Source organism: Reyranella sp. (genome assembly GCF_965228225.1).
Taxonomy (GTDB): Bacteria; Pseudomonadota; Alphaproteobacteria; order Reyranellales; family Reyranellaceae; genus Reyranella.
In genome coordinates this window covers 5,644,512-5,666,446 of the sequence record NZ_OZ245801.1, presented here as the reverse complement: position 1 = coordinate 5,666,446, position 21,935 = coordinate 5,644,512, and the positions used below count along the sequence as shown (strand labels likewise).

23 protein-coding genes are annotated in these 21,935 nt (G+C 66.7%); 15 read left to right on the top strand and 8 right to left on the bottom strand.

Features of this window, described 5'->3' with window-relative positions:
- Positions 1–40 precede the first annotated feature (40 nt).
- Positions 41–607, top strand: a complete 567-nt coding sequence (locus tag ACO07K_RS27450; protein ID WP_422033590.1) for a glutathione S-transferase family protein — start codon at positions 41–43, stop codon at positions 605–607.
- Positions 608–788: 181 nt separating this feature from the next.
- Here ACO07K_RS27450 and ACO07K_RS27445 read toward each other — a convergent pair whose 3' ends face one another.
- The 3 genes from ACO07K_RS27445 to ACO07K_RS27435 all read right to left on the bottom strand — a co-directional run bounded on the left by ACO07K_RS27445 (position 789) and on the right by ACO07K_RS27435 (position 5,042).
- Positions 789–3,116, bottom strand: a complete 2,328-nt coding sequence (locus ACO07K_RS27445) for a xanthine dehydrogenase family protein molybdopterin-binding subunit (RefSeq protein ID WP_422033588.1) — start codon at positions 3,114–3,116, stop codon at positions 789–791.
- 89 nt (positions 3,117–3,205) lie between these two features.
- On the bottom strand, positions 3,206–3,844 hold the full coding sequence (locus ACO07K_RS27440; protein ID WP_422009822.1) for an NIPSNAP family protein: 639 nt from the start codon (positions 3,842–3,844) through the stop codon (positions 3,206–3,208).
- A gap of 13 nt (positions 3,845–3,857) precedes the next feature.
- Positions 3,858–5,042, bottom strand: coding sequence for a mandelate racemase/muconate lactonizing enzyme family protein (locus ACO07K_RS27435; RefSeq protein WP_422033586.1), 1,185 nt, complete (start codon positions 5,040–5,042; stop codon positions 3,858–3,860).
- A 187-nt stretch (positions 5,043–5,229) separates the two neighbouring features.
- Here ACO07K_RS27435 and ACO07K_RS27430 point away from each other — a divergent pair, with 187 nt between their 5' ends.
- From ACO07K_RS27430 to ACO07K_RS27410, 5 genes are all read left to right on the top strand, one after another.
- Positions 5,230–6,021: a hypothetical protein gene (locus tag ACO07K_RS27430; RefSeq protein WP_422033584.1), complete on the top strand. Its 792-nt coding sequence runs from the start codon at positions 5,230–5,232 to the stop codon at positions 6,019–6,021.
- A complete protein-coding gene (locus ACO07K_RS27425; RefSeq protein ID WP_422033582.1) occupies positions 6,018–6,407 on the top strand; it encodes a hypothetical protein in 390 nt (129 codons plus the stop codon). The genes ACO07K_RS27430 and ACO07K_RS27425 overlap by 4 nt, the downstream gene beginning before the upstream one ends.
- Positions 6,408–6,418: 11 nt before the next feature.
- Complete coding sequence (locus ACO07K_RS27420) at positions 6,419–6,727, top strand: hypothetical protein (RefSeq protein WP_422033580.1); 309 nt, start codon at positions 6,419–6,421, stop codon at positions 6,725–6,727.
- 287 nt (positions 6,728–7,014) lie between these two features.
- Positions 7,015–7,266, top strand: coding sequence for a hypothetical protein (locus tag ACO07K_RS27415; RefSeq protein WP_422033578.1), 252 nt, complete (start codon positions 7,015–7,017; stop codon positions 7,264–7,266).
- A gap of 199 nt (positions 7,267–7,465) precedes the next feature.
- A complete protein-coding gene (locus ACO07K_RS27410; protein ID WP_422033576.1) occupies positions 7,466–8,488 on the top strand; it encodes a hypothetical protein in 1,023 nt (340 codons plus the stop codon).
- Positions 8,489–8,512: 24 nt separating this feature from the next.
- On the opposite strand, the gene ACO07K_RS27405 is transcribed toward ACO07K_RS27410, so the two are convergent.
- Together ACO07K_RS27405 and ACO07K_RS27400 are read right to left on the bottom strand one after the other, a co-directional pair.
- Positions 8,513–9,376 carry a transglutaminase family protein gene (locus ACO07K_RS27405; RefSeq protein ID WP_422033574.1) on the bottom strand — a complete coding sequence of 288 codons (864 nt, stop codon included), beginning with the start codon at positions 9,374–9,376 and terminating at the stop codon, positions 8,513–8,515.
- A gap of 11 nt (positions 9,377–9,387) precedes the next feature.
- Positions 9,388–10,389 carry a sensor histidine kinase gene (locus ACO07K_RS27400; protein WP_422033572.1) on the bottom strand — a complete coding sequence of 334 codons (1,002 nt, stop codon included), beginning with the start codon at positions 10,387–10,389 and terminating at the stop codon, positions 9,388–9,390.
- A gap of 631 nt (positions 10,390–11,020) precedes the next feature.
- Here ACO07K_RS27400 and groL point away from each other — a divergent pair.
- From groL to ACO07K_RS27355, 9 genes are all read left to right on the top strand, one after another.
- On the top strand, positions 11,021–12,676 hold the full coding sequence (groL, locus tag ACO07K_RS27395; protein ID WP_422033570.1) for a chaperonin GroEL: 1,656 nt from the start codon (positions 11,021–11,023) through the stop codon (positions 12,674–12,676).
- Between the two features lie 46 nt (positions 12,677–12,722).
- Positions 12,723–13,259: a hypothetical protein gene (locus ACO07K_RS27390; RefSeq protein WP_422033568.1), complete on the top strand. Its 537-nt coding sequence runs from the start codon at positions 12,723–12,725 to the stop codon at positions 13,257–13,259.
- 83 nt (positions 13,260–13,342) lie between these two features.
- Entirely contained in the window at positions 13,343–13,756 is a 414-nt protein-coding gene (locus ACO07K_RS27385; RefSeq protein WP_422033566.1) for a hypothetical protein, read from the top strand.
- A gap of 104 nt (positions 13,757–13,860) precedes the next feature.
- A complete protein-coding gene (locus ACO07K_RS27380) occupies positions 13,861–14,538 on the top strand; it encodes a hypothetical protein (protein ID WP_422033564.1) in 678 nt (225 codons plus the stop codon).
- Positions 14,539–14,585: 47 nt separating this feature from the next.
- Complete coding sequence (locus ACO07K_RS27375; protein ID WP_422033562.1) at positions 14,586–15,437, top strand: sulfite oxidase heme-binding subunit YedZ; 852 nt, start codon at positions 14,586–14,588, stop codon at positions 15,435–15,437.
- 12 nt (positions 15,438–15,449) lie between these two features.
- The gene (modB, locus tag ACO07K_RS27370) at positions 15,450–16,136 is read left to right on the top strand and encodes a molybdate ABC transporter permease subunit (protein WP_422033560.1); all 687 of its coding nucleotides are present in this window, start codon (positions 15,450–15,452) and stop codon (positions 16,134–16,136) included.
- Positions 16,133–17,194 carry a molybdenum ABC transporter ATP-binding protein gene (gene modC, locus ACO07K_RS27365; RefSeq protein ID WP_422033558.1) on the top strand — a complete coding sequence of 354 codons (1,062 nt, stop codon included), beginning with the start codon at positions 16,133–16,135 and terminating at the stop codon, positions 17,192–17,194. The genes modB and modC overlap by 4 nt, the downstream gene beginning before the upstream one ends.
- Before the next feature lie 55 nt (positions 17,195–17,249).
- Positions 17,250–18,872, top strand: a complete 1,623-nt coding sequence (locus tag ACO07K_RS27360) for an FMN-binding glutamate synthase family protein (RefSeq protein ID WP_422033556.1) — start codon at positions 17,250–17,252, stop codon at positions 18,870–18,872.
- Between the two features lie 69 nt (positions 18,873–18,941).
- Positions 18,942–20,171 carry a PLP-dependent aminotransferase family protein gene (locus ACO07K_RS27355; protein ID WP_422033554.1) on the top strand — a complete coding sequence of 410 codons (1,230 nt, stop codon included), beginning with the start codon at positions 18,942–18,944 and terminating at the stop codon, positions 20,169–20,171.
- Positions 20,172–20,241: 70 nt separating this feature from the next.
- Here ACO07K_RS27355 and ACO07K_RS27350 read toward each other — a convergent pair whose 3' ends face one another.
- The 3 genes from ACO07K_RS27350 to ACO07K_RS27340 are packed head-to-tail and all read right to left on the bottom strand — an operon-like array spanning position 20,242 to position 21,870.
- The gene (locus ACO07K_RS27350; protein ID WP_422033552.1) at positions 20,242–20,661 is read right to left on the bottom strand and encodes a VOC family protein; all 420 of its coding nucleotides are present in this window, start codon (positions 20,659–20,661) and stop codon (positions 20,242–20,244) included.
- Positions 20,662–20,675: 14 nt separating this feature from the next.
- The gene (locus tag ACO07K_RS27345) at positions 20,676–21,308 is read right to left on the bottom strand and encodes a YceI family protein (RefSeq protein ID WP_422033550.1); all 633 of its coding nucleotides are present in this window, start codon (positions 21,306–21,308) and stop codon (positions 20,676–20,678) included.
- Between the two features lie 25 nt (positions 21,309–21,333).
- Positions 21,334–21,870 (bottom strand): SRPBCC family protein, encoded by a 537-nt coding sequence (locus ACO07K_RS27340; RefSeq protein WP_422033548.1) that lies wholly within the window; start codon positions 21,868–21,870, stop codon positions 21,334–21,336.
- Positions 21,871–21,935: the final 65 nt, after the last annotated feature.

Sequence of the window (21,935 nt, the reverse complement as noted above, 5' to 3'; positions counted from 1 at the left end):
CCAACCTTCGACCGCTATGACAGTCATGGTACGGTTGGCCATGCTCACCCTGTATTACTCGCCCGGCTCCAGCTCCATGGCAGCCCATATCGCCCTCCACGAAGTGGGCGCCCCGTTCGACAAGCACGCCGTGTCGGTCGCCCGCAAGGAAACGCGCAACGCCGAATTCCTGTCCGTGAATCCCGTCGGCAAGGTTCCCGTGCTGATGATCGACGGCCGCCCGCTCACCGAGGTGGCCGGCATCCTCTACTACCTCGCGCGCACCTATCCGGCGGCCGGCCTGTTGCCGGCGGGAGACATCGAGGCCGAGGCCCAGGCCATCTCATGGATGTCCTACGTCGCCTCGACGATCCATCCGGCGATCCGGCAGGGCGTCGCCGAGGCGCGCGACCTCTATGCCGTGGCCGACAAGCGCCTGGGCGACCGGACGTGGATCCTGGGCGATCGCTATTCGATCGCCGACATCCACCTTTTCCGCGTCTACTGGCGCTTCCGCGACCAGCTCGAGCGCACGCCGGGCGACTTCCCCGCACTCGAAGCCCACCATGCCCGCATGCTGGAGCGCCCCGCCGTCAAGAAGACGATCGAGATCGAGGCGAAGGGTTGAGTTTGGCGCTTTTCTCCCCCGTCTTACGGGGGAGGTGGCCCCGGCGCTGTTTACAGCGCCTTTGGCAGGAGGGGGAAGGCCGCAGACCCGGACCCATCCTCATCTCAGAATTCTTCGCGTTGCCTTCCCCCTCCCGGCCTCCCCCGTAAGACGGGGGAGGTGAAGGAAAGGGCAGCGAACTTCAGCCGTTCAGCGCACGCCACACCTTCTCCGGGGTGGCCGGCATGTCGATGTGCTTGCCGCCCAGCGCATCGACGATGGCGTTCATGATCGACGGCAGCGCGCCGGCGCAGCCCGCCTCGCCGCATCCCTTCACGCCCAGCGTATTGGTCTTGGCCGGCACGGGATGGCTCTGGATCGTGAAGCTCGGCGCATCCTGCGCCCGCGGCAGGGCGTAGTCGGTGAACGAGCCGGTCAGCAGCTGGCCCTGCTCGTCGTAGACGGTGCGCTCCATGATCGCCTGGCCCAGCCCCTGCACGACGCCGCCATGCGCCTGGCCTTCGACCAGCAGCGGATTGATGACCGTTCCGAAGTCGTTGACCATGAAGTAGCGCACCAGCTCGATCGTGCCGGTCTCCGGATCGATCTCGACCTCGCAGACATGGCAGCCGTTGGGGAACGACGAAGGCGGCGTATCGGAGACATGCGCGACGTCGAGCGTCTGGGGCACGTCGTCCGGCAGCGCCAGACCGTCGCGCAGCTTCTGCGCCAGCTCGAGGATGCCGATGCTGCGATCGGTGCCGGCGATCTTGAAGCGCCCCTTGTCGAATTCCATGTCGGCGACCGACGCTTCGAGCACATGGGCGGCGATCTGCTTGCCCTGGTCGATGACCTTCTTGCTGGCTTCGAGGAAGGCTTCCGCGCCCACCAGCGCCGAGCGCGAACCGCCGGTGCCGCCGCCCGCCTTGAGCTGGTCGCTGTCGCCCTGCAGCAGCTTGAAGCGTTCGAAAGGAATGCCCAGCAGGCCGGTCAGCACTTGGGCGAAGGCCGAGGCATGGCCCTGGCCGTAGTCGAGCGTGCCGCTCAGCATGGTGACATCGCCGTCCGGCTCGAAGCGGATGCCGCCATGCTCCTTGCCGGCCGGCGCCGTCACTTCGAGATAGCTGCCGACGCCGCGGCCGCGCAACCTGCCGCGCCTGGCACTCTCTTCCTTGCGGGCCGCGAAGCCGTCCCAGTCGGAGATCTGCAGCGTCTCGTCGAGGATGGCGCGGAACTCGCCCGAATCGTAGAGATTGTTGGCCGGCGACTTGTACGGCATCTGCTCCGGCGCGATGTGATTGCGCCGCCGCAGTTCGATGCCGTCGATGCCCATCTCGCGCGCGGCCGTATCGATCAGCCGCTCCATGAAATAGTTGCCTTCGGGACGGCCGGCGCCGCGATAGGCCGCGATCGGCGTGCAGTTGGTGAAGACGATCTTCGAATTCACCTCCATGGCCGGCGTCCGGTAGACGTCGATCAGGTTCTTCACCGCATTCGTCGTGGCCGGCATCGGCGGATAGATGTAGGCGCCGGCATTGCCGTAGCCGGTCAGCCGCACCGCGAGGAACTTGCCGTCCTTGTCGAGTGCCAGCTCGGCGACGCGCTCGTGATCGCGGCCATGATGATCCGACAGGAAACTCTCGGACCGCTCGTCGGTCCATTTCACCGGCCGGCCGAGCTTCTTCGCCGCCAGCAGCAGCGGCGCGTATTCCGGGTACGGCGGCGCCTTCATGCCGAACGAACCGCCGACATTGCCGGTCAGCACGTGGAGCTTGTCCGGCGTGACCTTCAGCACATCCTTGGCCAGGCCGCCGCGCAGGCCGAACACGCCCTGGCAGCCGACGTTCAGCACCCAGCGGTCCTTCGCCGTGTCGTACGAACCGATCGCCGAGCGAGGCTCCATCGCGTTGACCACGATGCGCTGGGAATCGATCTCGAGCCGCGTGACGTGCGCGGCCTCGGCGAAGCCTTTGGCGACGGCCTCGGCGTTGCCGAAATGGAAATCGAGCACGAGATTGCCCGGCGCATCGTCATGGATCTGCGGTGCGCCCTCGGCCAGCGCCGCCTCGGGGCTGGTCACGGCCGGCAGTTCCTCGATGTCGAGCATCACGGCTTCCGCGGCATCCTTGGCCTGCACGGCCGTCTCCGCCACCACGACGGCCACCACCTCGCCCACGAAGCGCACCTTGTCCTTGGCCAGCGACCAGCGCGGCGGCGTCTTCATCGGCGTGCCGTCGCGCTGCGGGATGTTGAGCGGGCACATCAGCGGGCCGAAGCCCGCCTCGTCGAGATCGGCGGCCGTCAGGATCATGAGCACGCCCGGCAGACCCTTCGCCTCGGACGTGTCGATGCCCTTCAGCATTCCATGCGCGTTGCGGCTGCGCACCATCACCGCATAAGCCTGGCCCGGAAGATTGAGGTCGTCGGTGTAGCGGCCCTCGCCCCGCAGCAGGATCGGATCCTCCTTGCGCGTCACCGGCTGGCCGACGCCGAACTTCACGAAGGCAAGACTGTCGTCGAACGTGTCCATGCACCGATCCTCGCAATTTCCAAGCCACCACCCCCGGGAATCGCTCCCCGGGGGTGTTCGTTTCGGCCGTCTCGTTTGTGTCGCTTGTTCTACTTCAGCGGCGAGTAGTTGGTCGGCAGCAGCAGGGTCGAGTGCATCTCCTGCAGCTTGGCCGGGCCCTTGGCCAGATAGGCCTGCCACGCCGGATCCTTCATCGCCGCGGCGCGGGCCTCGAAGCGCTCCTGCAGGTTCTTGTAGCGCCAGAGATGGATCCACTCGTTGGGCTGCGGGAACTCGCCGGTCCAGGCGCCCCAGATCGGCGAGTACTTCTCGCGCGCCGCCTGGACTTCCTTGAAGTCCTTGCCGTACTGCACCGCGCCGCCCAGGCCGCAACGGTAGATGCGCAACTCGTAGATGTTGCCAGTGGTGCCGTCGTCCGGCCTGATGTCGACCACGGGGTTCATCAGGCGCAGGTCCTGGCGGACCACGCAGGTCCGCACGATCGGCAGGTACTTCTCGGTCCAGTCCTTGTTCTTCTGCAGCTCGGTGCGCAGGCGCGTGCGCTCCTCGAAGCTGTCGTACTTCCACAGATGCCAGATCTGGTTCAGCGCGCCGAACTCCGACGTCCAGTAGCCGTGGTTGACGCCGTAATTGTTGCCGCGTGCCGGGCGGCCGATCGTCTCGGCGGCCTTGAGATATTCCGGCATCTTGCCGGGCGCCAGCGTGTAGGTGCGAAACTCGTAGACCATGTCTTCAGTCCTCTCAGGGATGCGGGTTCTTCGGCGGATGCGCCTTGACCGCCTCCTCGTTGATGTCGGCGCCCCAGCCGGGCCGGGTGGGCACGATCAGTTCGCCATTCTGGATCACCGGCGGGTGAGTCACCAGATCGTCCTTCCACGGCACGTCGTCGATATCGATTTCCATGATGCGGAAGTTCGGCATGGCGGCGCACAGGTGGGCGCTCATCAGGGTCGACATGTGGCCGTAGAAATTATGCGGCGCGCAGTTGATCTCATAGGCCTCGGCCATCGACGCGATCTTCAGCGACTCCGCCAGCCCGTTCCATGGCACGTCGATGATCGCGACGTCGATCGAGCGGTTCTCGAAGTAGGGCCTGAACTGGCGCCGGCCGAACAGCGATTCGCAGGAGGCGATCGGCATCGAGGCGCGGTCGCGGATCAGGCGCAGCCCCTCGGGATCGTAGGAATCGATCTCCATCCAGAACAGGTTATAGGGCTCGCAGGCCCGCGCGACCTTGATGTAGCCCTCGGTCTTGAAGTTGAAGTTGGTGTCGAGAAGGATCCCCATCTCGTGACCGGCGCCCTGGCGGAAGGCCGCCAGCCCGTCGGAGATCGCGCCCAGCACGGCGCCGTCGGCGTTCAGCTCCGGCCCGCCCGGGCTGCGGCCGAAGCCCGGCTGGTACATGTTCGGCGGATCGAGATCGAAACGGAAGATGTTGGTCTTGAGCGCCTTGAAGCCGCGCTCTTTCACATGCCGGCCGAGCTTCACCAGGTCGTCGAGCGAGCGCACCGGCTCGACACCCATGACCTCGGCGTTGCGGAACCGGTAGCTGCCGCAATGCGACCAGTAGAGCGGCAGGCGATCGCGCACCGGCCCGCCGAACAGCTCGCAGACGGGGATGCCCAGCGCCTTGGCCTTCACGTCGATCAGCGCATTCTCGATGGCGGCCATCGCCTGCTGATTGATGCCACCGGGCGCCTGGCGGGTGACGGCATAGAGCGTCGACATGATGCGCTCGATGGGACGCGGGTCCTGACCGATCAGTCCCTGCGCCATGCGCCGGATCACGGCGGTGAGGCCGGCGCTGCCATAGCCTTCATTGTATTCCGACCAGCCGACCAGCCCGTCGTCGGTCGTGACCTTGAGAAAGGAGAAGTCGCGCCAACCGGCGTCGCAGTGAAGATCCTCGATCCTGGCGATTTTCATGTTTTCCTCCCGGAGCGTCCGGAGCATAGACCAGACGGCAGCTGCGGCGAGATGAAACGAAGCTTTTTGTCGTCCGCGGGTTCGAGTGCCGACGGTCGGCAGGCAGGCTTGCGAACGCGCCCGCCGCTTGGCAACGTTCGATGAGATGCGAGCCTCGGCCCCATTGCGCCAGCCGACAGGAGACCCGATGCCCGGACGCTCGTCGATACTTCTCGCGATTGCCGTCCTTGCCGCCGCCCTTGCCCCGGTTGTGGCCCAGTCGCGAAGCGATGGAAGTGCCCCGCCTCCCGCCTACGTCGACTACGAGATCAGCGGGAAATTTTTCCGCGTGCCGGAGCCCTACATCGACGTTCCCCCGGCCCGCGAGCAACTGGGACGCCTCAACACGAGACAGCAAGGATTTGGAGTGGCGTTCTGGCTCTCCGACCGCAACCCCTCGCCTCTCTGTATTCCGTCCTTGAACACATACTACCCCAGAGAGGCAGGCCGCCCCGCCTCGGGCGATCAGGACTTCATCGTAGCGGCGCGCACCGCAACCTACCTTCCGCCGGATCTGGCCCGACGGAGCGTTCTGCCACGGCAGAGGCTCGCAAACAGCCTGACCACCTATCTCTTCCAAGAAGGAAATCGGATCGAGTTTTCGATCCATGGGTTGAACTGCTATCGCACGACCGTGCCGACCCAGCATGGAATCATGTGCGCGACGCCCGCCGACACCTCCGTCGATGTCCTTCTCTCCATTGGGTGGGACCTGCGGGACTTTCCCAATGGCCCGCCGAATCCCTCATGGGGAGCATATGTCTTCTCGAAAAGCGATGGCCTCTCGATGTTCCTGTCCTTTCCAGATGTCCTGAATAGGTGGTCCGATGTGATCTGCGAGACCCTTTCGCTGGTTCGCTCCTGGCAGATGCCTCCCGACCGAAGCGGAGATGGCTGTGCGACTACGCAAGCCTCTGCCGCCGAGAGGCGGCCACAGTGAGAAACTTCGCATTGTACGAGTATTCGGCGCAGCAGCTGCTCGATGACGACCCTGATGGCGACACCCCGATCTACGAGAACGACATGCTCATATCCATCGGTGGATCCCTGTCGACCGTACATTGTCGCATGCTCCGGTCGCAGGCACGCACGATCATGCGGAGCATCGTGCAGGACGATGTGATTGCCCAGGCACTACGCGAGCGGATACAGCACGCCATCTCGAATCCAGACGGCAACATGCCTGTCGATGGGGCTCACCCGGTGAATCCGGCCGTGCATCTGATCGAAAAGCGCGCGATTTTCCCGGTTCTGGGTCCGCAGGTTCCAATCGGTGTCATCATGCATTTCGTCCGCCTCGCGTACGACGAGATACAAGCTCGATAGAGGAGGCCGGCATGGAAACTCGCGTTCCACAAGTGCGAAGCAATCCGGACGACATCGAACTCGTCCGTGAGGTTTCCCTTCGGCAGGTGTCCGACTGGCTTCTGTCCTTCATAGGAGACGGGCCGCACCCTCTTGTGGACCGCATCCGTGACCTGGAGGCGTTCAAAGAGCACTTTTCCCCCATCCTGAGCCGGATGCAGGAGGGAGACACGATGTGGCTGGCCCGGAGTCAGCGTCGAGGCGCCCTGTATGGCCATGAAGGCATCGCCCTGGTTCGTAACGGCCGCCCGACCGAGTATATGAGGGTGTTGAACCACTGAGCGTATCGGCTTCATCGAGGACGACAAGCTGGGGCGTTGGGAGACGACTCCGCCGCCACCAGCGGGACAACGAAGCCTTTAGATCTGACATGGTTCGCATCGCATGATCCTGTCCGGCTTCAGCCGGCAGGCCGCGACATCGCCGGCGACAAGTGATGTGGATATCGCGAGGAAGAGTGTCGACGGCAGTCTCTCCGATCTGACATAGGGTGACGCAGCGCCCCACGAAGCCGAACGCATCCGGGGGCCGCAAATCGCAGCCGTCGTGAGCAGCCCAGGAGTGGTCCATGTCTACGCCTTCCGTTCCGGACAACCGTGCGCGGGACTTCTGCGCCGTTCTTGCGGAAGAGACGTCCGGCATGGTGCCCGGCGCCTGGCGGATGCTCGATACCGTCGCGGCACGCATGCGTCTCGGCTTCTTCGAAGTGGAGGCTATCGCGAAGGATTGCGCGCGACGGGGATGGACACAGCTCGCCGCCGATACGGTTCGGCTCAAGGATGAAGGCCGGGCTGTCGTCCTCCAGGGCCGGCGCGCCTAAACAGGCGGCTCTGCCGATCGGCAGGGCAACGCCATACGCTCGACAGGTCGGCCCGATCCGTCGTTGAACGCTGGCTCAGCAGCTATTCCGCATGAGCCACCGCGGGCGCGTGACGATGCCTCCGATTTGTCACGACAATTCACCGAACGGCGGCGATTTGCCGATTGTTAATCGAGTGCCGGGAGGGCACGGGCTTGGCATGCGCTCCAACAAGCCGGTGAACATGGACATCGATCAGCTGCGGGGATGGGCGTCGATCATGGACAGAGCCATGATCGTGAGCCTCGTCGTCACCATCCTGGCCGTGTCGGCGCTGGGCATCACGACCTTCCTGGCGTTTCGCTACGGCGGCGCCGTGCGCGCTCACGAACAGTCGGCGCTCGATCACTACAAGGGACTGGAAAGCCAGGCCGCCCAGCACGAGCGCGACGCATCGGCAGCGCGCGAAAAGCTGGCCGCCCTCGAACGGGAGATCGCCACGGCCCAGGGCCGGGCGGCGACGCTCGAACAGGAGGTCTCGCTCGCCCGGACGCAGGCGGCGACCCTCGCAGATCAGGCGGACAGAGCGCGCGAGCGGGCCGCGGCGTTCGAGCAGGCCGCGCGTGAGGCGACCGAACGGGCCGCGCGGGCCCCGCGCGAGAGCGCGCCCGCCCCCGAGGCCACGCGGAACCCGCTGTTCGATGCCGCCGAAATCCGGCGGCGTCTCGCCGACCTGGGCAAGCTGGTCAGGGACGCCACCTCCAAGACGCCGGACGCCGCCCGGGAGCCGCAGCCGGAAAAGGCTGCGCAAGCGTCTCCTCCGGCACCGGCAGAGCCGCCCCCGCCCCCGCCGTCGCCCTTCGTCGCGAGCCTGCAACGCTACAGTGGGACCCAGGCCGCGATCTTCCTGCTGGGCCAGATCTCCGATGCGCCCGCCATCGGCGCGGCCATTTCCGCCGATCTCGGCCAGGCCGGATGGTTGCCGCAGACCTGGACCTGGGGCGGCGTGGCCGGCATCTACGGCGTCGTCGTGCTGGTCCGGGACGGCAGCGAGCCGGCGACGCACGAGGCCGCCGCCGCCCTCGTGGACGCGCTGGGCACGGCCGGCTTCAATGCGAGCAAGGGAGACTGGCCGGCCAACTGGGGCCGCTTCCGCGGCACCCTCAACGGGCCCCAGACACCCAGCCCGACCGACGCCGCCATCCGCATCGTGGTCGGCGAAAAGGCGCGCAAGGCGCCCTGATCCCCGCCGCGCTCGGCAGCGCTCTCAGAGGGGCGTCACGTTGAGGTCGACCCAGAGGCCGCGAAAGGCGTCGCTGGCGCCGATGAAGTCGCCCGCCACCGGAGTCACCTGCCAGATCTCCCGCGCCACGGCGACCGGGATCAGGTTGTGCCCGCCGACGCTGCGGTTGGTCGGATCGAAGGTGATCCAGCCAGCGCCCGGCACATAGACCTCGGCCCAGGCGTGGGTCGAGTCGGCTTCGTAGTTTCCCGTCGCCCGATCCGGTCTGAAGAGATAGCCCGAACAGAGCCGTGCGCCGAAGCGCAGGCAGCGCGCCGCCTCGACGAACAGCACGGCCAGGTCGCGGCACGATCCCAGCCCGAGGGCCAGGGTCTCGAGGGGCGCCCGCGTGCCCTCGCTCTCCCGACTCTGATAGCGGATCTGCTGGGCGACGCCGGCGCTGAGGTCCTTCAGCAGAGACAGCGTGTCGGTGGGGTCGCTGCGCACGAACCCGTTCGCCCAGGCCAGCAGCTTGCGATCGGGATCGAGATACTGCGGCACGACCAGCGCGCCCAGGTCACGCCAGTCGGCATCGGTGTAGGCGAACGGATAACGCGTCGCGACAGCAGCAATGTCGAACACGGGCCACGGATCGGCGCCCAGCGTCAGCACCGCCTCGCTGTCGACCATCAGCCGGTCGGTGAGCCCCTCGAAGCCCGCCGTCGCCACGGCATTGCCGAACACGTCGTGCGCCCAGGTGACGGTGGCCGCCGGCGTCACCGTCACCTCGTGCGACACCAGCCGCAATTCTCTGCTCTCGCGCGGCCGCAGCATCAGCCGATGCGGCCCCAGCCGGACGGGTGCGTGGTAGAGATAGGTGGTGCGGTGGCGAATTCGGAGGGTAAGCAAGTGGACCTTCGTCAAGCGACCGGGAAGATGACCTTGAAGCACGAGCCGCGGCCCACCGGATTGGGATGCGCCGTGAGCTTGCCCTGCAGCTGGGCCGCCAGAGCGCCCACGACCTTCATCCCGAGGCCCAGACCCGCCGTCGCCGTGACGTCGAAGCCCGCGGGCAGGCCCGGCCCCTCGTCGAGGACGCAGATTTCGTAGTCGCTCCCGGCCAGCCGGTGGAACGTGATGGTGATCGGGTCACCGGCATGCTTGCGCGCGTTGGTGACCAGCTCGTTGACGATCAGGCCGATCGGCAGCACCTGCTCCTTCGGAACGTCGAACTCGTCGGCGCCCTCGAGCCGGATCTCGCCGCCGACGCTGGTCGACAGCTCCTCGCAGAGCCTGCGAAGGTGGGCCGCGATCGCCACGCGGCCGGCGGTTTCCCGGGTCGAAAAGGTCCGATGCACGCGCGCCACCGCCAGCACCCGGTTGGCGGCCGCGCGCAACTGCTGCGTCGCCTCGGGCGACCCCGACGCCCGGCCCTGCAGCTGCAGCAGGCTGGCCACGAACTGGAGGCTGTTCATCGCGCGGTGGTCGACCTCGCTGGCGGTGATCTCGGCTTGAGCCAGCGCCCGCCGCGCCGCGAGCCGCATGGCCAGCAAGTCGGTCGCGATGCCCCCCAGCACACGCAGCTGGCGAAGCTGCTGCTCGTCGACCTGACGCGATCGCCGGTCGATGACGCACAGCGTGCCGAGTTCGTATCCGTCGGGATCGTGCAACGGGGTACCGGTGTGGAAGCCGTTCGTGAACTCGGCGCGAAGCCAGGGCATCATGACCGGCACCGCAGGATCGTCCCCGCGGCCGGCCTGCGTCGCCTCAAGCCCATGATGCGATTTGAAGAACACGCGCTCGGCACCGATGAAACCCAGGATCGCGATCGGCGCATTGAAGAGGTCGGCCGCCAGCGCGGTGATGCGGTCGAAGGCCGGCTCCGGCGCGGTGTCGAGGATGCCGTACTGTTCGATGGCCACGAGGCGCGCCGCTTCCAGGCCAGCCCGTCCACCGGGCGGGAGATCAGCCCTCGCGTCCAGCTGAGTTGGGACCAGGTGCAACATGAGCGCTGTCTTGCCCCGGTATCGCAGGAGAGAATTCCCGTGCGCCGCGATAGATCGCGAACATACGCGCAAACGGCCGCGGAGTCTGGGCAAATCGCTCCGGTCGTTCGACACCAAACCCGCCCGCGCGCAGCAACGCCCCCGATACAAGCGGCCGGCCTCATTCGCTCCCGGGGCGTTGCCTTCTCGCTCGATACTCTTTGAGAGCGCAAAGCGCGCATTCCCAGAGCCCCCGCGCCGCTTCCACGACCTGTACGTCGTGAAAGCTCTCGAGACGCAAGTACCTCCCCTGAGCGTCCTGCTCGGCCTTTTCGAGGCGCTGTAGCTCCGGATCAATCCTGGTCATTGCCACTCAAAGCGCGGCGGGATTCGACGTTGCACAGGTTTCGAAACATCGCCTCGGGGGCCCTTGGAACGGCGGCCCGAAAGAATATCCTCGCCATTGGCCTCTTTCGTCACCATCTTGTCAGCAGGCGCCGCACCGCGGCCCGATCAGGTCTGCCGGCCAGACCGACCCATTCAGAACACCTCTCGGGGGCGAAACTCCATGTCCGCTAAGGAAGTCCGCTTCGGCGGCGACGCGCGCACGCGCATGATGCGCGGGGTCGACATGCTGGCCGATTCCGTGAAGGTCACGCTCGGTCCCAAGGGCCGCAACGTCGTGCTGGCCAAGTCCTACGGCGCGCCGCGCATCACCAAGGACGGCGTCACCGTCGCCAAGGAGATCGAACTCACCGATCGCTTCGAGAACATGGGCGCGCAACTCGTCCGCGAGGTCGCGACCCGCACCTCCGATACGGCGGGCGACGGCACCACCACCGCCACCGTGCTCGCGCAGGCGATCACGCGCGAAGGCCTGCGGTCGGTCGCCGCCGGCATGAGCCCGATGGACCTCAAGCGAGGCATCGACCTCGCCGCGGACTGGGTGATCGAGGAGCTGAAGCGCCGCGCCCGTAAGGTTTCGACCAGCGAGGAGATCGCCCAGGTCGGCACCGTGTCGGCGAACGGCGACAAGGGGATCGGCAAGATGATTGCCGAGGCCATGAAGAAGGTCGGCAACGAGGGTGTCATCACCATCGAGGAGGCCACGACCCTCGATTCCGAGCTCGAGATCGTCGAGGGCATGCAGTTCGATCGCGGCTTCCTGTCGCCCTACTTCGTTACCAACGCCGCCAAGATGAGCTGCGAACTCGAGAATCCCTACATCCTGATCCACGACAAGAAGCTCAGCGGACTCTCGACCGTACTGCCGCTGCTCGAGCTGGTGGCGCAGTCGGGCCGGCCGCTGTTGATCATCGCCGAGGACATCGACGCGGAAGTTCTGGCCACGCTGGTGGTCAACAAGCTGCGCGGCGGTCTCAAGGTCGCGGCCGTCAAGGCGCCGGGCTTCGGCGATCGCCGCAAGGACATGCTGGGCGACATCGCGATCCTCACGGCGGCGCAGGAGATCTCCGAGGATCTCGGCACCAAGCTCGAAGGCGTGACGCTCGACATGCTGGGCACCGCCAAGCGCGTCCACATCGACAAGGACAACACCACCATCATCGACGGCGCCGGCAAGAAGAAGGACATCGAGACCCGCGTGGCCCAGATTCGCGCCCAGGTCGACAAGGTCGAGTCCGATTACGATCGCGAGAAGCTGCAGGAGCGGCTGGCCAAGCTCGCGGGGGGCGTCGCCATCATCAAGGTGGGCGGCGGCTCGGAGTTCGCGGTCAAGGAGAAGAAGGATCGCGTCGAGGACGCCATGCACGCGACCAAGGCGGCGGTCGAGGAGGGCGTGGTCGCCGGCGGCGGTGCCGCGCTGCTCTATGCCACGCGCGCGCTGAAGGACTGCCGCGGCGCCAATCCCGACCAGCAGGCCGGCATCGACATCGTGCGCCGCGCCCTGCAGGCGCCGGTGCGCCAGATTGCCCAGAATGCCGGGCACGACGGCTCGGTGATCGCCGGTCACATGCTCGAGCAGAAGGACGTCAACTACGGCTTCGACGCCCAGAAGGGCGACTACTGCGACATGATCAAGGCCGGCATCATCGACCCGGTGAAGATCGTCCGCACCGCGCTGCAGGGCGCCGCCTCCGTGGCGGGCCTGCTCGTCACCACCGAGGCGATGATCGCCGAACTGCCCGGCGAGGGCGGCAGTCCCGGCGGCATGGGCGGCGGCATGGGTGGAATGGGCGGCGGCATGGGGGGCATGGGCTTCTAGCCCGTGCCTTTGCCGTGGCGAACAGGCAACTTGCGCCGGAGGCTCGATGACTCTGCGTCCGGAATATTCGCTCGGCCACTCGGCCTATAACGGCTTCCTGTTCGGCTCGCTGGGCCAGGACGCGGCGGGCACGGAGGTCACCGTGCTCTCCGCCCTGTCGCGGCTCGGCATCGATCCGTGGCAGGAGGCGGCGCGTCTCGCTGCCCTGCCGCGCGACGCGGCGGCCGAGGCTTTGGCCGCCACCATCCTTCTACTGCCCGACCGGACGGCACCGGCAAGCGAGGCCGCAACGATCGCGGCCCGCCTGGTCGCGTTGCTGCCCGAGGGCGCCGTCGCCGACATCCCGCAGACAGAAGAAGCCCGCGTCGCCTCGCTGGAGGCGGCCATCCTGTCCGAGCGGGCGGGTCAGACGGCAAAGAAGCGCGCGCCCGCGACCGCAAGGCGGTTGCCCAAGCCGAAAGCAAGTCTCGCGAGCTGGCTGATCTGGGGCGCTCTGGCGCTGGCGTTCTATTTCCTGCTGGTGCAGCTCACGCCCAGCCGCAACCTCGAATCCGAGGGACGCGAGTTCCAGCAGAACTCCTGACTCCTGAAGGCGCTCGACGCCGCGCGCGCTCCCGCAGCCGCACGCCCCCATCTCCCCTTGCACTCCCGTCCGACCTGGTGACCATGACCGTTCTTCCCGACTATGCGCTGAGCCGGGCCCGCTACACCGCCTTTCTGTTCACCGTCGTCGGCACCGAAAGAAGCGACGCCCCAAACAGCGGCGAGGACATAACCGTCCTTGGGGCGCTGGCGCGTATCGGAATCGACCCCTGGCAGGAGGCGGCGCGCCTGGCGCTGCTGCCGCGCGTCGAGGCGGCGAAGTCCCTGGCCGCGACCTTCGTCAACCTGCCCGACACGCGCTGGACCCTGGGCGACGCCGCGGGCACCGCCCGACGCATCGTCGACACGCTACCCCAGTCGAGCCGTCACGGACCGCCTCCTCTTGGTTACCGGATATTCCTGGGCTGGCGGTTCTGGGCCGCCGTGTGTCTCGCGCTCGCTCTGCTCGCGCTGAACTACCTGAGTGGCGGCGCCTGACAAGCACCTGCTGGCCGCTGCGATGGGCAGCCACGGAAGATGTATCGCCCGCCGCAAGATGTTAGGTTGAGCGTGGATCCGGAGCGTCCACGACAGGAGTCATGATGTCCCTCCTCGGCAAGGGAATGCTGCTCACGTTCACCGACGTGTCGGCGCGGGACGAGCGCGACTACAACGAGTGGTACAATCGCGAGCATATCGACGATCGCGTGAACCTGCCGGGATTCCATCGCGGCCGGCGCTACGCCGCGGTCCGCGGGACGCCGCGATATCTTGCCGTCTACGAGTGCGACACCGTCGCCATCCTCGGCACGCCGAACTATCTCCAGACGCTCGATCACCAGACGCCTTGGAGCCAGAGGGTGATGGCGCGCTTCACGCATTTCAAGCGCCTGACGCTGCGCATCCAGATCGACCAGACGCATGGCGTCGGCGCGGCGCTGGCGACGGTGCGCTTTGTCCCCGATCCACGGCGACGCAAGGCGCTGGTCGAATTCCTGTCCACGCAGGTGCTGCCGAAACTGATCGCGCGGCCGAGCGTCCTGGGCGCGGCGGTTGGCGAGAACGACCTCGAGGTGATGCACGCGCCTCTGCAGGACAAGAGCATGGATCATCCCAGGGCCGACGAGGCCGAATGGGTCGCCCTGATCGAGGGCGCGGACGTCGCGACCGTGGGTGCCGCCGCACGCTCCCTGTTCACGACGTCACGACTGCGTCCCTACGGTGTGGAGGCGGCGCCCGCGATCGCCACCTGGCGCTTCCTGTTCGGCAACCAGCGATGACGTATCTTTGACCCGCCGTTGATCGCGCCATCGGATAGGGTTTTCGCGTGTCCAATCAGCGAATCATCTCCTGGCTGAGGCTCGCGACGCTGGTCGCCCTCTGCCTGCCCGCCATCGATCTCGCCTGGCGCTGGTACACGGGCGATCTCGATCCGCGGCCCGTGACGCTCGCCACGCATGCCACCGGCGACTGGGCCGTCGCGTTCCTGCTGGTATCGCTGGCGCTGACGCCGGCGCGCGCCGTCTTCGACTGGTCTCCGCTGATCCACATCCGGCGACGGGTCGGCGTCGCGGCCGCCCTCTACGCCGTCGCCCACCTGCTGATCTACGTGCTCGATCAGAAATGGAACCTGATCGTCGTCGCCACGGAGATCGTGAAGCGCTTCTATCTCACCATCGGCTTCGTGGCCCTGCTCGCCCTCGTGGCGCTGGCGATCACCTCGACCAACGGCTGGCAGAAGCGGCTGAAGCGCAACTGGAAGCGCCTGCACTGGCTGGTCTATCCGGCGGTCGCGCTGGCCCTCCTGCACTTCTTCATCCAGTCCAAGGTCAAGATCGGCGAGGCCGCCTTCGCCGCCGGACTGTTCGCCTGGCTGATGCTGTGGCGCATGCTGCCGTCGAGGCTCCGCACGGGCTTCGGCGGCCTGTTCCTGCTCGCCGCCGCCGCCACCCTGATCACGGTCGTGTTCGAAGCGTCCTGGTACGGGCTGGTGAACGGGATCGATCCGATGCGCGTGCTGGCCGCCAACCTCGATCCCGAGCTGGTGCCGCGGCCGGCGCAGAAGGTGCTGGCGGTCTCCCTGCTGGCGATCGCCCTGGTCGCGCTGCGCCGCGGGCTCGCTGCGGCGACCAGGCTCTGGACGCAGCGCTATATCCGAAGGACTATATCGCCTTCCTGATCGGAAGAGGACATGACTCCGGACGAATGGACGGCCGTACGGCTGAGCCTCCTGATCGCCACGACGGCGACGCTCTGCAGCCTGCCGTTCGGCATCGCCATCGCCTGGCTGCTGGCGCGCCGACGCTTCTGGGGCAAGAGCCTGCTCGACACGCTGGTCCATCTGCCGCTGATCCTGCCGCCCGTCGTCACCGGCTATCTGCTGCTGCTCTCGTTCGGCCGGCGCGGCCCGATCGGCAGCTTCCTGGCCGAGGAATTCGGCATCGTCTTCTCCTTCCGCTGGACCGGCGCGGCGCTGGCCTGCGCCGTGATGGGCTTTCCGCTGCTGGTGCGCGCCATCCGCCTGTCCATCGAGGCCGTCGACCAGCGACTCGAAGCGGCCGCGGGCACCCTGGGCGCCCATCCGCTCTGGGTCTTCGCGACCATCACCCTGCCGCTCTGCCTGCCCGGCATCATCGCCGGCGCGATCCTGGCCTTCGCCAAGTCGATGGGCGAGTTCGGCGCCACCATCACCTTCGTGTCCAACATCCCGGGTGAGACCCAGACGCTGCCGGCCTTGATCTACACCCTGACCCAGGTGCCGGGCGGCGACGCCGCCGCGATGCGGCTCACCCTGGTGTCGATCGCCCTCTCCATGCTGGCGCTGCTCGGCTCGGAGCTGTTGGCCAAGCGCATCGGCGCGCGGCGGCAGACGGCATGAGCCTCGAGGTCGACGTCGACCACAGGCGTGGCAGTTTCCGGCTCCAGGCCCGCTTCACGGCCGCACCGGGGCTGACGGCCCTGTTCGGCCGCTCGGGCTCGGGCAAGACCAGCCTGGTCAGCATCGTCGGCGGGCTGATCCGTCCCGACCGCGGTCGCGTCGCGATCGACGGCCAGACGCTCGTCGACACAGAGCGCAGCCTCTTCGTGCCCGCGCACAAACGGCGTATCGGCTACGTCTTCCAGGACAGCCGCCTGTTTCCGCATTTCAGCGTGCGGCGCAACCTGCTCTACGGGCGCTGGTTCGTCCGTGGCGACGGCGGCGCGGCGGCCGATCTCGGGTCGGTGGTCGAGCTGCTGGGCATCGGCCATCTGCTCGAGCGCCAGCCCGACTCGCTGTCGGGCGGCGAGAAGCAACGCGTCGCGATCGGCCGCGCCCTGCTCGCGAGGCCGCGGCTGCTCCTCATGGACGAGCCGCTGGCCTCGCTCGACGAAGCGCGGCGGGCCGAGATCCTGCCCTTCATCGAGCGGCTGCGCGACGAAGCCGGTGTGCCCATTCTCTACGTCAGCCACTCCGTTGCCGAGGTCGCGCGTCTCGCCACGACCGTCGTGATCCTGAGCGAGGGCACGGTGACGGCGGTCGGGCCGGTCCAGGACATCCTGCCCATGGCCGATGCCGCCGACGGCGGCGCGGTGCTGGACGCGAGGATCGTCCGCCACGACGAGACGTTCCACCTGTCGGTCCTGGAAAGCGCCGCAGGGGAACTGCAGGTGCCGCGGCTCGAGGCGGCCATCGGCGCACCGGTGCGCGCCTATATCCGGGCACGGGACGTGATGCTCAGCCTGCAGCGGCCCCAGGAGATCAGCGCGCTGAACGTGCTGGCGGGGCGGGTCGTGTCGATCGTTCCGACCTCGACGGCGCAGGCCGACATCCGACTGGACTGCAACGGCGCCGTCCTGGTGGCCCGGCTGACGGCCAAGTCGGTCGATCGGCTGGCCCTCATCCCCGGGCGACCGGTTTACGCGGTCGTCAAGAGCGTGTCATTCGAACGCAGTTAACTGCGCTAGAGTGAGGGCGGGCATCCGGCCCGCCAATGAAGCCTGAGGAAACCGAATGAAATCGATGCCGCTGCCGCTCACGCCGCGATTCATCACCTGGACGCTGGCGACCGCCTTCGCCGTGCTGCTGGGCATCGCCTGGGCTGTCGATCCCCGTTCCTGGTGGATCGGCGTCGCATTCGCCATCGCCCTCTTCCTGTCCCTCGTGGGCCTCTACGACTATTTCCAGACCAAGCACGCGGTGCTGCGCAACTATCCCATCGCCGCCCACATGCGCTTCATCTTCGAGGCGATCCGGCCCGAGATGCGCCAGTACTTCTTCGAGGGCGAGAAGGACGGCCTGCCGTTTCCGCGCGACCGGCGCGCAATCGTCTACCAGCGCGCCAAGCTGGTGCTGGACGTGCGGCCCTTCGGCACCAACTACGACGTCTATGCCGAAGGCTACGAGTGGATGACGCACTCGATCTCGCCCACGCCAGTCAGCAAGGAACCGTTCCGCATCACCATCGGCGGGCCCGACTGCACGCAGCCCTACTCCGCGTCGATCTTCAACATCTCGGCGATGAGCTTCGGGTCGCTCAGCGCCAACGCCATCCGCGCCCTCAACGGCGGCGCCAGGCTGGGCCGCTTCGCGCACGATACCGGCGAGGGCGGCTACAGCCCCTATCATCGCGAGGGCGGCGGCGACATCATCTGGGAGATCGGCTCCGGCTATTTCGGCGCCCGCAACCCCGACGGCACCTTCTCGGCCGAGAAGTTCGCCGCCGGTGCCGCCAACCCGCAGGTCAAGATGGTCGAGCTCAAGCTCAGCCAGGGCGCCAAGCCCGGCCATGGCGGCGTGCTGCCGGCCCCCAAGGTCAGCGAGGAGATCGCCCTGACGCGCGGTGTGCCGGTCGGCGTGGACTGCATCTCGCCCTCGCACCACACCGCCTTCACGACGCCCATCGAGATGATGAAGTTCATCGCCGAGATGCGCCGCCTCTCGGGCGGCAAGCCGGCCGGCTTCAAGCTCTGTGTCGGCCATGAATGGGAGTTCCTCGCGATCTGCAAGGCGATGCTGCAGACCGGCATCTATCCCGACTTCATCGTCGTCGACGGCAAGGAGGGCGGCACCGGCGCCGCGCCCATGGAGTTCCTCGACCATGTCGGCAAGCCGATGCGGCAGGGCCTGCACATCGTGCACAACGCCCTGGTGGGCATCGGCGCGCGCCACAGGGTCAAGATCGGAGTCGCCGGCAAGATCATCACCGCCTTCGACATCATCCGCGCGATGGCGCTGGGCGCCGACTGGTGCAATTCGGCGCGCGGCTTCATGTTCGCGGTCGGCTGCATCCAGTCGCAGTCCTGCCATACCGACCGTTGCCCCACGGGGGTCGCCACCCAGGATCCGACGCGCCAGCGCGCCCTGGTCGTGCCGGACAAGATGGAACGGGTGGTCAATTTCCACCGCGCCACCCTGCACGAACTGGCCGAACTCACCGCCGCCGCCGGCCTCGACCATCCGACCGACTTCAAGCCCATCCACATCTCCCGTCGCGTCTCGGCGAGCGAGGTCGCGACCTTCGCCGACCTCTATCCGGCGCTGGCCGAAGGCGAGCTGGTGTCGGGCACGAGCGACAAGCGGTGGCGGCGGGCCTGGGACATGGCCCATACCGATTCGTTCCGCGCGACGGCCTGATTCGGCGCAAATCTGTTGCGAATCCTCTTTGGTTGGCCCAGCAATTGGCCAACCAAAGAGGAAACGACAATGACCGCTCCGTTCGATTTCGCGCCGCTGCTGGCGCCCGGCACGCCCGCTCCCGCCGCCAAGTGGAACGGATTCCCCAAGTACAACTTCATCGGCGGCCATAACGACGCCGGGAACGTGCCCGTCCAGGCGCTGATCGATGCGGCGACTTCGGTGCTGACGCGCGAGGGCGCCACGCTTGCGACCTACGGCCTGAACAGCGGACCGCTGGGCTACAAGCCGCTGCGCGAGTTCCTCTCGGCCAAGCTCAAGGACCATGCCGGCATCGAGTGCGCCCCGGACGAGATCCTGATCACCTCGGGCTCGATGCAGGGGCTCGACCTGATCAACAGCCTGCTGGTGACCAGAGGCGACACCGTCATCATCGAGCAGGAGACCTATGGCGGCGCGCTCACCAAGCTGAACAAGCTGGGCGCCAACGTCGTGGGCATTCCGCTCGACGGCGAGGGGCTGCGGCTCGACGTACTGAAGCAGAAGCTCGAGGAGCTGAAGCAGAAGGGCATCAAGCCCAAGTACATCTACACGATCCCCACGGTGCAGAATCCGACCGGCGCCATCATGGGCGAGGCGCGCCGCGCCGAGCTGTTGAAGATCGCCGCCGAGTACGGCGTCATGATCTTCGAGGACGAGTGCTATTCCGACCTGATCTGGAGCGGCAAGCGTCCGCGCTCGCTCTACGCCATGGCCAAGGGCGAAGGCGTCATCTTCATCGGCTCCTTCTCCAAGTCGATCGCCCCGGCGCTGCGGGTCGGCTACATCGTGGCCAAGTGGGACATTCTCGGTCGCATCCTCGGCCTCAAGCAGGACGCCGGCTCCGGCGCGCTCGAGCAGATGGTGCTGGCGGAGTTCTGCACGCAGCATTTCGCCAACCACGTGCCGAAGCTCAACAAGACCCTGGCGGTCAAGCTGCAGGTCCTGCGCGAGGCGCTGGCCGAGCAGTTCGGCACCGAGGCCGAGTTCGGCGACCCCGAGGGCGGCATCTATCTCTGGATCAAGCTGCCCGACAACGTGGACACGACGAAGCTCGCCCAGGCGGCGCTGGCCGCCGGCGTCTCGCTCAATCCCGGCCAGGAGTGGTCGACCAACAAGGACTATGCCCGCTCGCGCCTGCGGCTCTGCTTCGCCAATCCCGAGCCCGAGACGATCCGCAAGGGCGTCGAGGTCCTGGCCGAGGTCTGCCGCCGCGAATTCGGCGTGCCCCTGCGCTCGGCCAACGTCGAGAAGAAGTAGTCTTCTTCGTCGTCGAACGATCAATGGAGCGCGCCACGCCTGTGGCGCACTCCATTGCGAGGCCCAGGCCTCACATCTCCTGCGGCACCATCACCATCCACGAGACGCCGAACTTGTCGGCGACGCAGCCGAAGCGCGGCGAGAAGAACGTCTTGCCGATCGGCATCTGGATCTGGCCGTCCTTGGCCAGCGCCTCGAACGCCTTGTCGGCCTCCGCTTCGGTCGCGACATCGAGGGCAAGCGAGAAGCCCTGGAAGTTGGTCTTGCCGTTGTTTGCCATGCCGTCCGAGCACAGGATCATCGCATCGCCGATCCGCAGGCTGGCATGCATCACCGCCTCGGGATCGACCTTGATGTGGTCCGCCGCGCCGGTATCGGGATTCTCCTTGAAGCGCATCATCATTTCGATCTTGGCGCCGAGCTTCTCCTGATAGAAGGCGAGCGCCTCCTCGCAGCGGCCGTTGAAAAACAGATAAGGCTGGACCGCCATTTCATCCTCCGCGGTTACGGGTTCCTCTCGAACTCGGTATCGATCTGAATCTGGATGGGGTCGGTGAAGAGCGGCGGCAGCCCGTAGTCCTGCGGATTGATCGTCGCTACGGCATGGATGCCGATCCGCGGCTTGCCCTCGAATCCCTTGCCCGCGCCGCCCAGCTCGACGTCGAAGGTGACCGGCCTGGTCTTGCCCATCAAGGTGAACTGTCCCTCGACCTTGCCGCGCGTCTTGTCGATCGGCTTGAACGACGTCGAGACGAAAGTGGCTTCGGGGAAGGCCTTCGACTTCAGGAAATTGTCGCCCGCCAGCTCCTCGGCGAAGCCCTTCACATTGGTCGTGATGGAAGCCGTCTCGACCGAAGCCTGGAGCTTCGACTTGTCGATTGCCGCGGGATCCCAGGTGAGCGAGCCCTTGGCGCGGTCGAAGCGGAACACGCTCTGCGAATAGCCGATATGGGAAACGCGGACGATGACCGCGGTGTGCTGCTCGTCGAGCGTGTAGGTGCCGGCCGTCGCCAGCGCGATGTCGCGCTCCGCGGCGAAGACTCCCGGCGGCAGGGTTCCCGGTGCCGGCGTCTGGGCCAGCGCGGCCGTCGAGCCCATCGCCAGAACGACGGCAAGCGTGCGCAGCATGCGGTTCATGTGATCCTCCTCGATAAGTGTGACGTCACTTCTCGACGACGGTCTTCAGCTTCGCCAGTCCTGCCGCGAAATCCCGGCCGATCATGTCGTCCATGTCCATGAAGGTGCCGATCAGCTTGGTCATGAAGGTACTGGGACCGTACATCGCCCAGGTGACAATCGTCTGGCCGCCCTTCGGTTCCACGATCAGCTCGGCCATGTTGTGACCTTCGAAGGGCTTCAGGAAATCGAGCTTGATCACCACCCTGTGCGGCGGCGTCGAATCGACGATCTCCATGCGGCCCTTGCCGACATTGTCGTTGCCGTCCCATTCGTAGACGGCGCCCTTGCCGCTTTCGGCGCCGCTGTAGGTGCGCTTCATCGCCGGGTCGCGCCCCTCATAGGGCGACCACTCGGTCCAGCGCTTCAGCCCGTCTATGTAGGGGAAAATCTTCTCCGCCGGCGCGTTCATCGTCGCCGTGCGTTCAACGCGGAACGAATCGGGCCGGGTCGCCGCGTAGATCAGGATCGCCGCAATGGTCGCCAGGACGACCGCGACGACGATGGCTAGGATTCTTCGCATCGGCCAGCACCGCCATTAGTTAACCACCACGTTAACACTTAGGGCGATACGATAGCTGTCGTCAA

Excerpts from the sequence above, each read along its gene's own strand:
- ACO07K_RS27350 (WP_422033552.1), bottom strand. The coding sequence starts at position 20,661 with ATGGCGGTCCAGCCTTATCTGTTTTTCAACGGCCGCTGCGAGGAGGCG.
- ACO07K_RS27445 (WP_422033588.1), bottom strand. The coding sequence starts at position 3,116 with ATGGACACGTTCGACGACAGTCTTGCCTTCGTGAAGTTCGGCGTCGGC.
- ACO07K_RS27410 (WP_422033576.1), top strand. The coding sequence starts at position 7,466 with ATGCGCTCCAACAAGCCGGTGAACATGGACATCGATCAGCTGCGGGGA.
- ACO07K_RS27430 (WP_422033584.1), top strand. The coding sequence starts at position 5,230 with ATGCCCGGACGCTCGTCGATACTTCTCGCGATTGCCGTCCTTGCCGCC.
- ACO07K_RS27440 (WP_422009822.1), bottom strand. The coding sequence starts at position 3,844 with ATGGTCTACGAGTTTCGCACCTACACGCTGGCGCCCGGCAAGATGCCG.
- ACO07K_RS27390 (WP_422033568.1), top strand. The coding sequence starts at position 12,723 with ATGACTCTGCGTCCGGAATATTCGCTCGGCCACTCGGCCTATAACGGC.
- ACO07K_RS27355 (WP_422033554.1), top strand. The coding sequence starts at position 18,942 with ATGACCGCTCCGTTCGATTTCGCGCCGCTGCTGGCGCCCGGCACGCCC.
- ACO07K_RS27360 (WP_422033556.1), top strand. The coding sequence starts at position 17,250 with ATGAAATCGATGCCGCTGCCGCTCACGCCGCGATTCATCACCTGGACG.
- ACO07K_RS27435 (WP_422033586.1), bottom strand. The coding sequence starts at position 5,042 with ATGAAAATCGCCAGGATCGAGGATCTTCACTGCGACGCCGGTTGGCGC.
- ACO07K_RS27415 (WP_422033578.1), top strand. The coding sequence starts at position 7,015 with ATGTCTACGCCTTCCGTTCCGGACAACCGTGCGCGGGACTTCTGCGCC.
- groL (WP_422033570.1), top strand. The coding sequence starts at position 11,021 with ATGTCCGCTAAGGAAGTCCGCTTCGGCGGCGACGCGCGCACGCGCATG.
- modC (WP_422033558.1), top strand. The coding sequence starts at position 16,133 with ATGAGCCTCGAGGTCGACGTCGACCACAGGCGTGGCAGTTTCCGGCTC.
- modB (WP_422033560.1), top strand. The coding sequence starts at position 15,450 with ATGACTCCGGACGAATGGACGGCCGTACGGCTGAGCCTCCTGATCGCC.
- ACO07K_RS27345 (WP_422033550.1), bottom strand. The coding sequence starts at position 21,308 with ATGAACCGCATGCTGCGCACGCTTGCCGTCGTTCTGGCGATGGGCTCG.
- ACO07K_RS27420 (WP_422033580.1), top strand. The coding sequence starts at position 6,419 with ATGGAAACTCGCGTTCCACAAGTGCGAAGCAATCCGGACGACATCGAA.
- ACO07K_RS27450 (WP_422033590.1), top strand. The coding sequence starts at position 41 with ATGCTCACCCTGTATTACTCGCCCGGCTCCAGCTCCATGGCAGCCCAT.
- ACO07K_RS27340 (WP_422033548.1), bottom strand. The coding sequence starts at position 21,870 with ATGCGAAGAATCCTAGCCATCGTCGTCGCGGTCGTCCTGGCGACCATT.
- ACO07K_RS27385 (WP_422033566.1), top strand. The coding sequence starts at position 13,343 with ATGACCGTTCTTCCCGACTATGCGCTGAGCCGGGCCCGCTACACCGCC.
- ACO07K_RS27380 (WP_422033564.1), top strand. The coding sequence starts at position 13,861 with ATGTCCCTCCTCGGCAAGGGAATGCTGCTCACGTTCACCGACGTGTCG.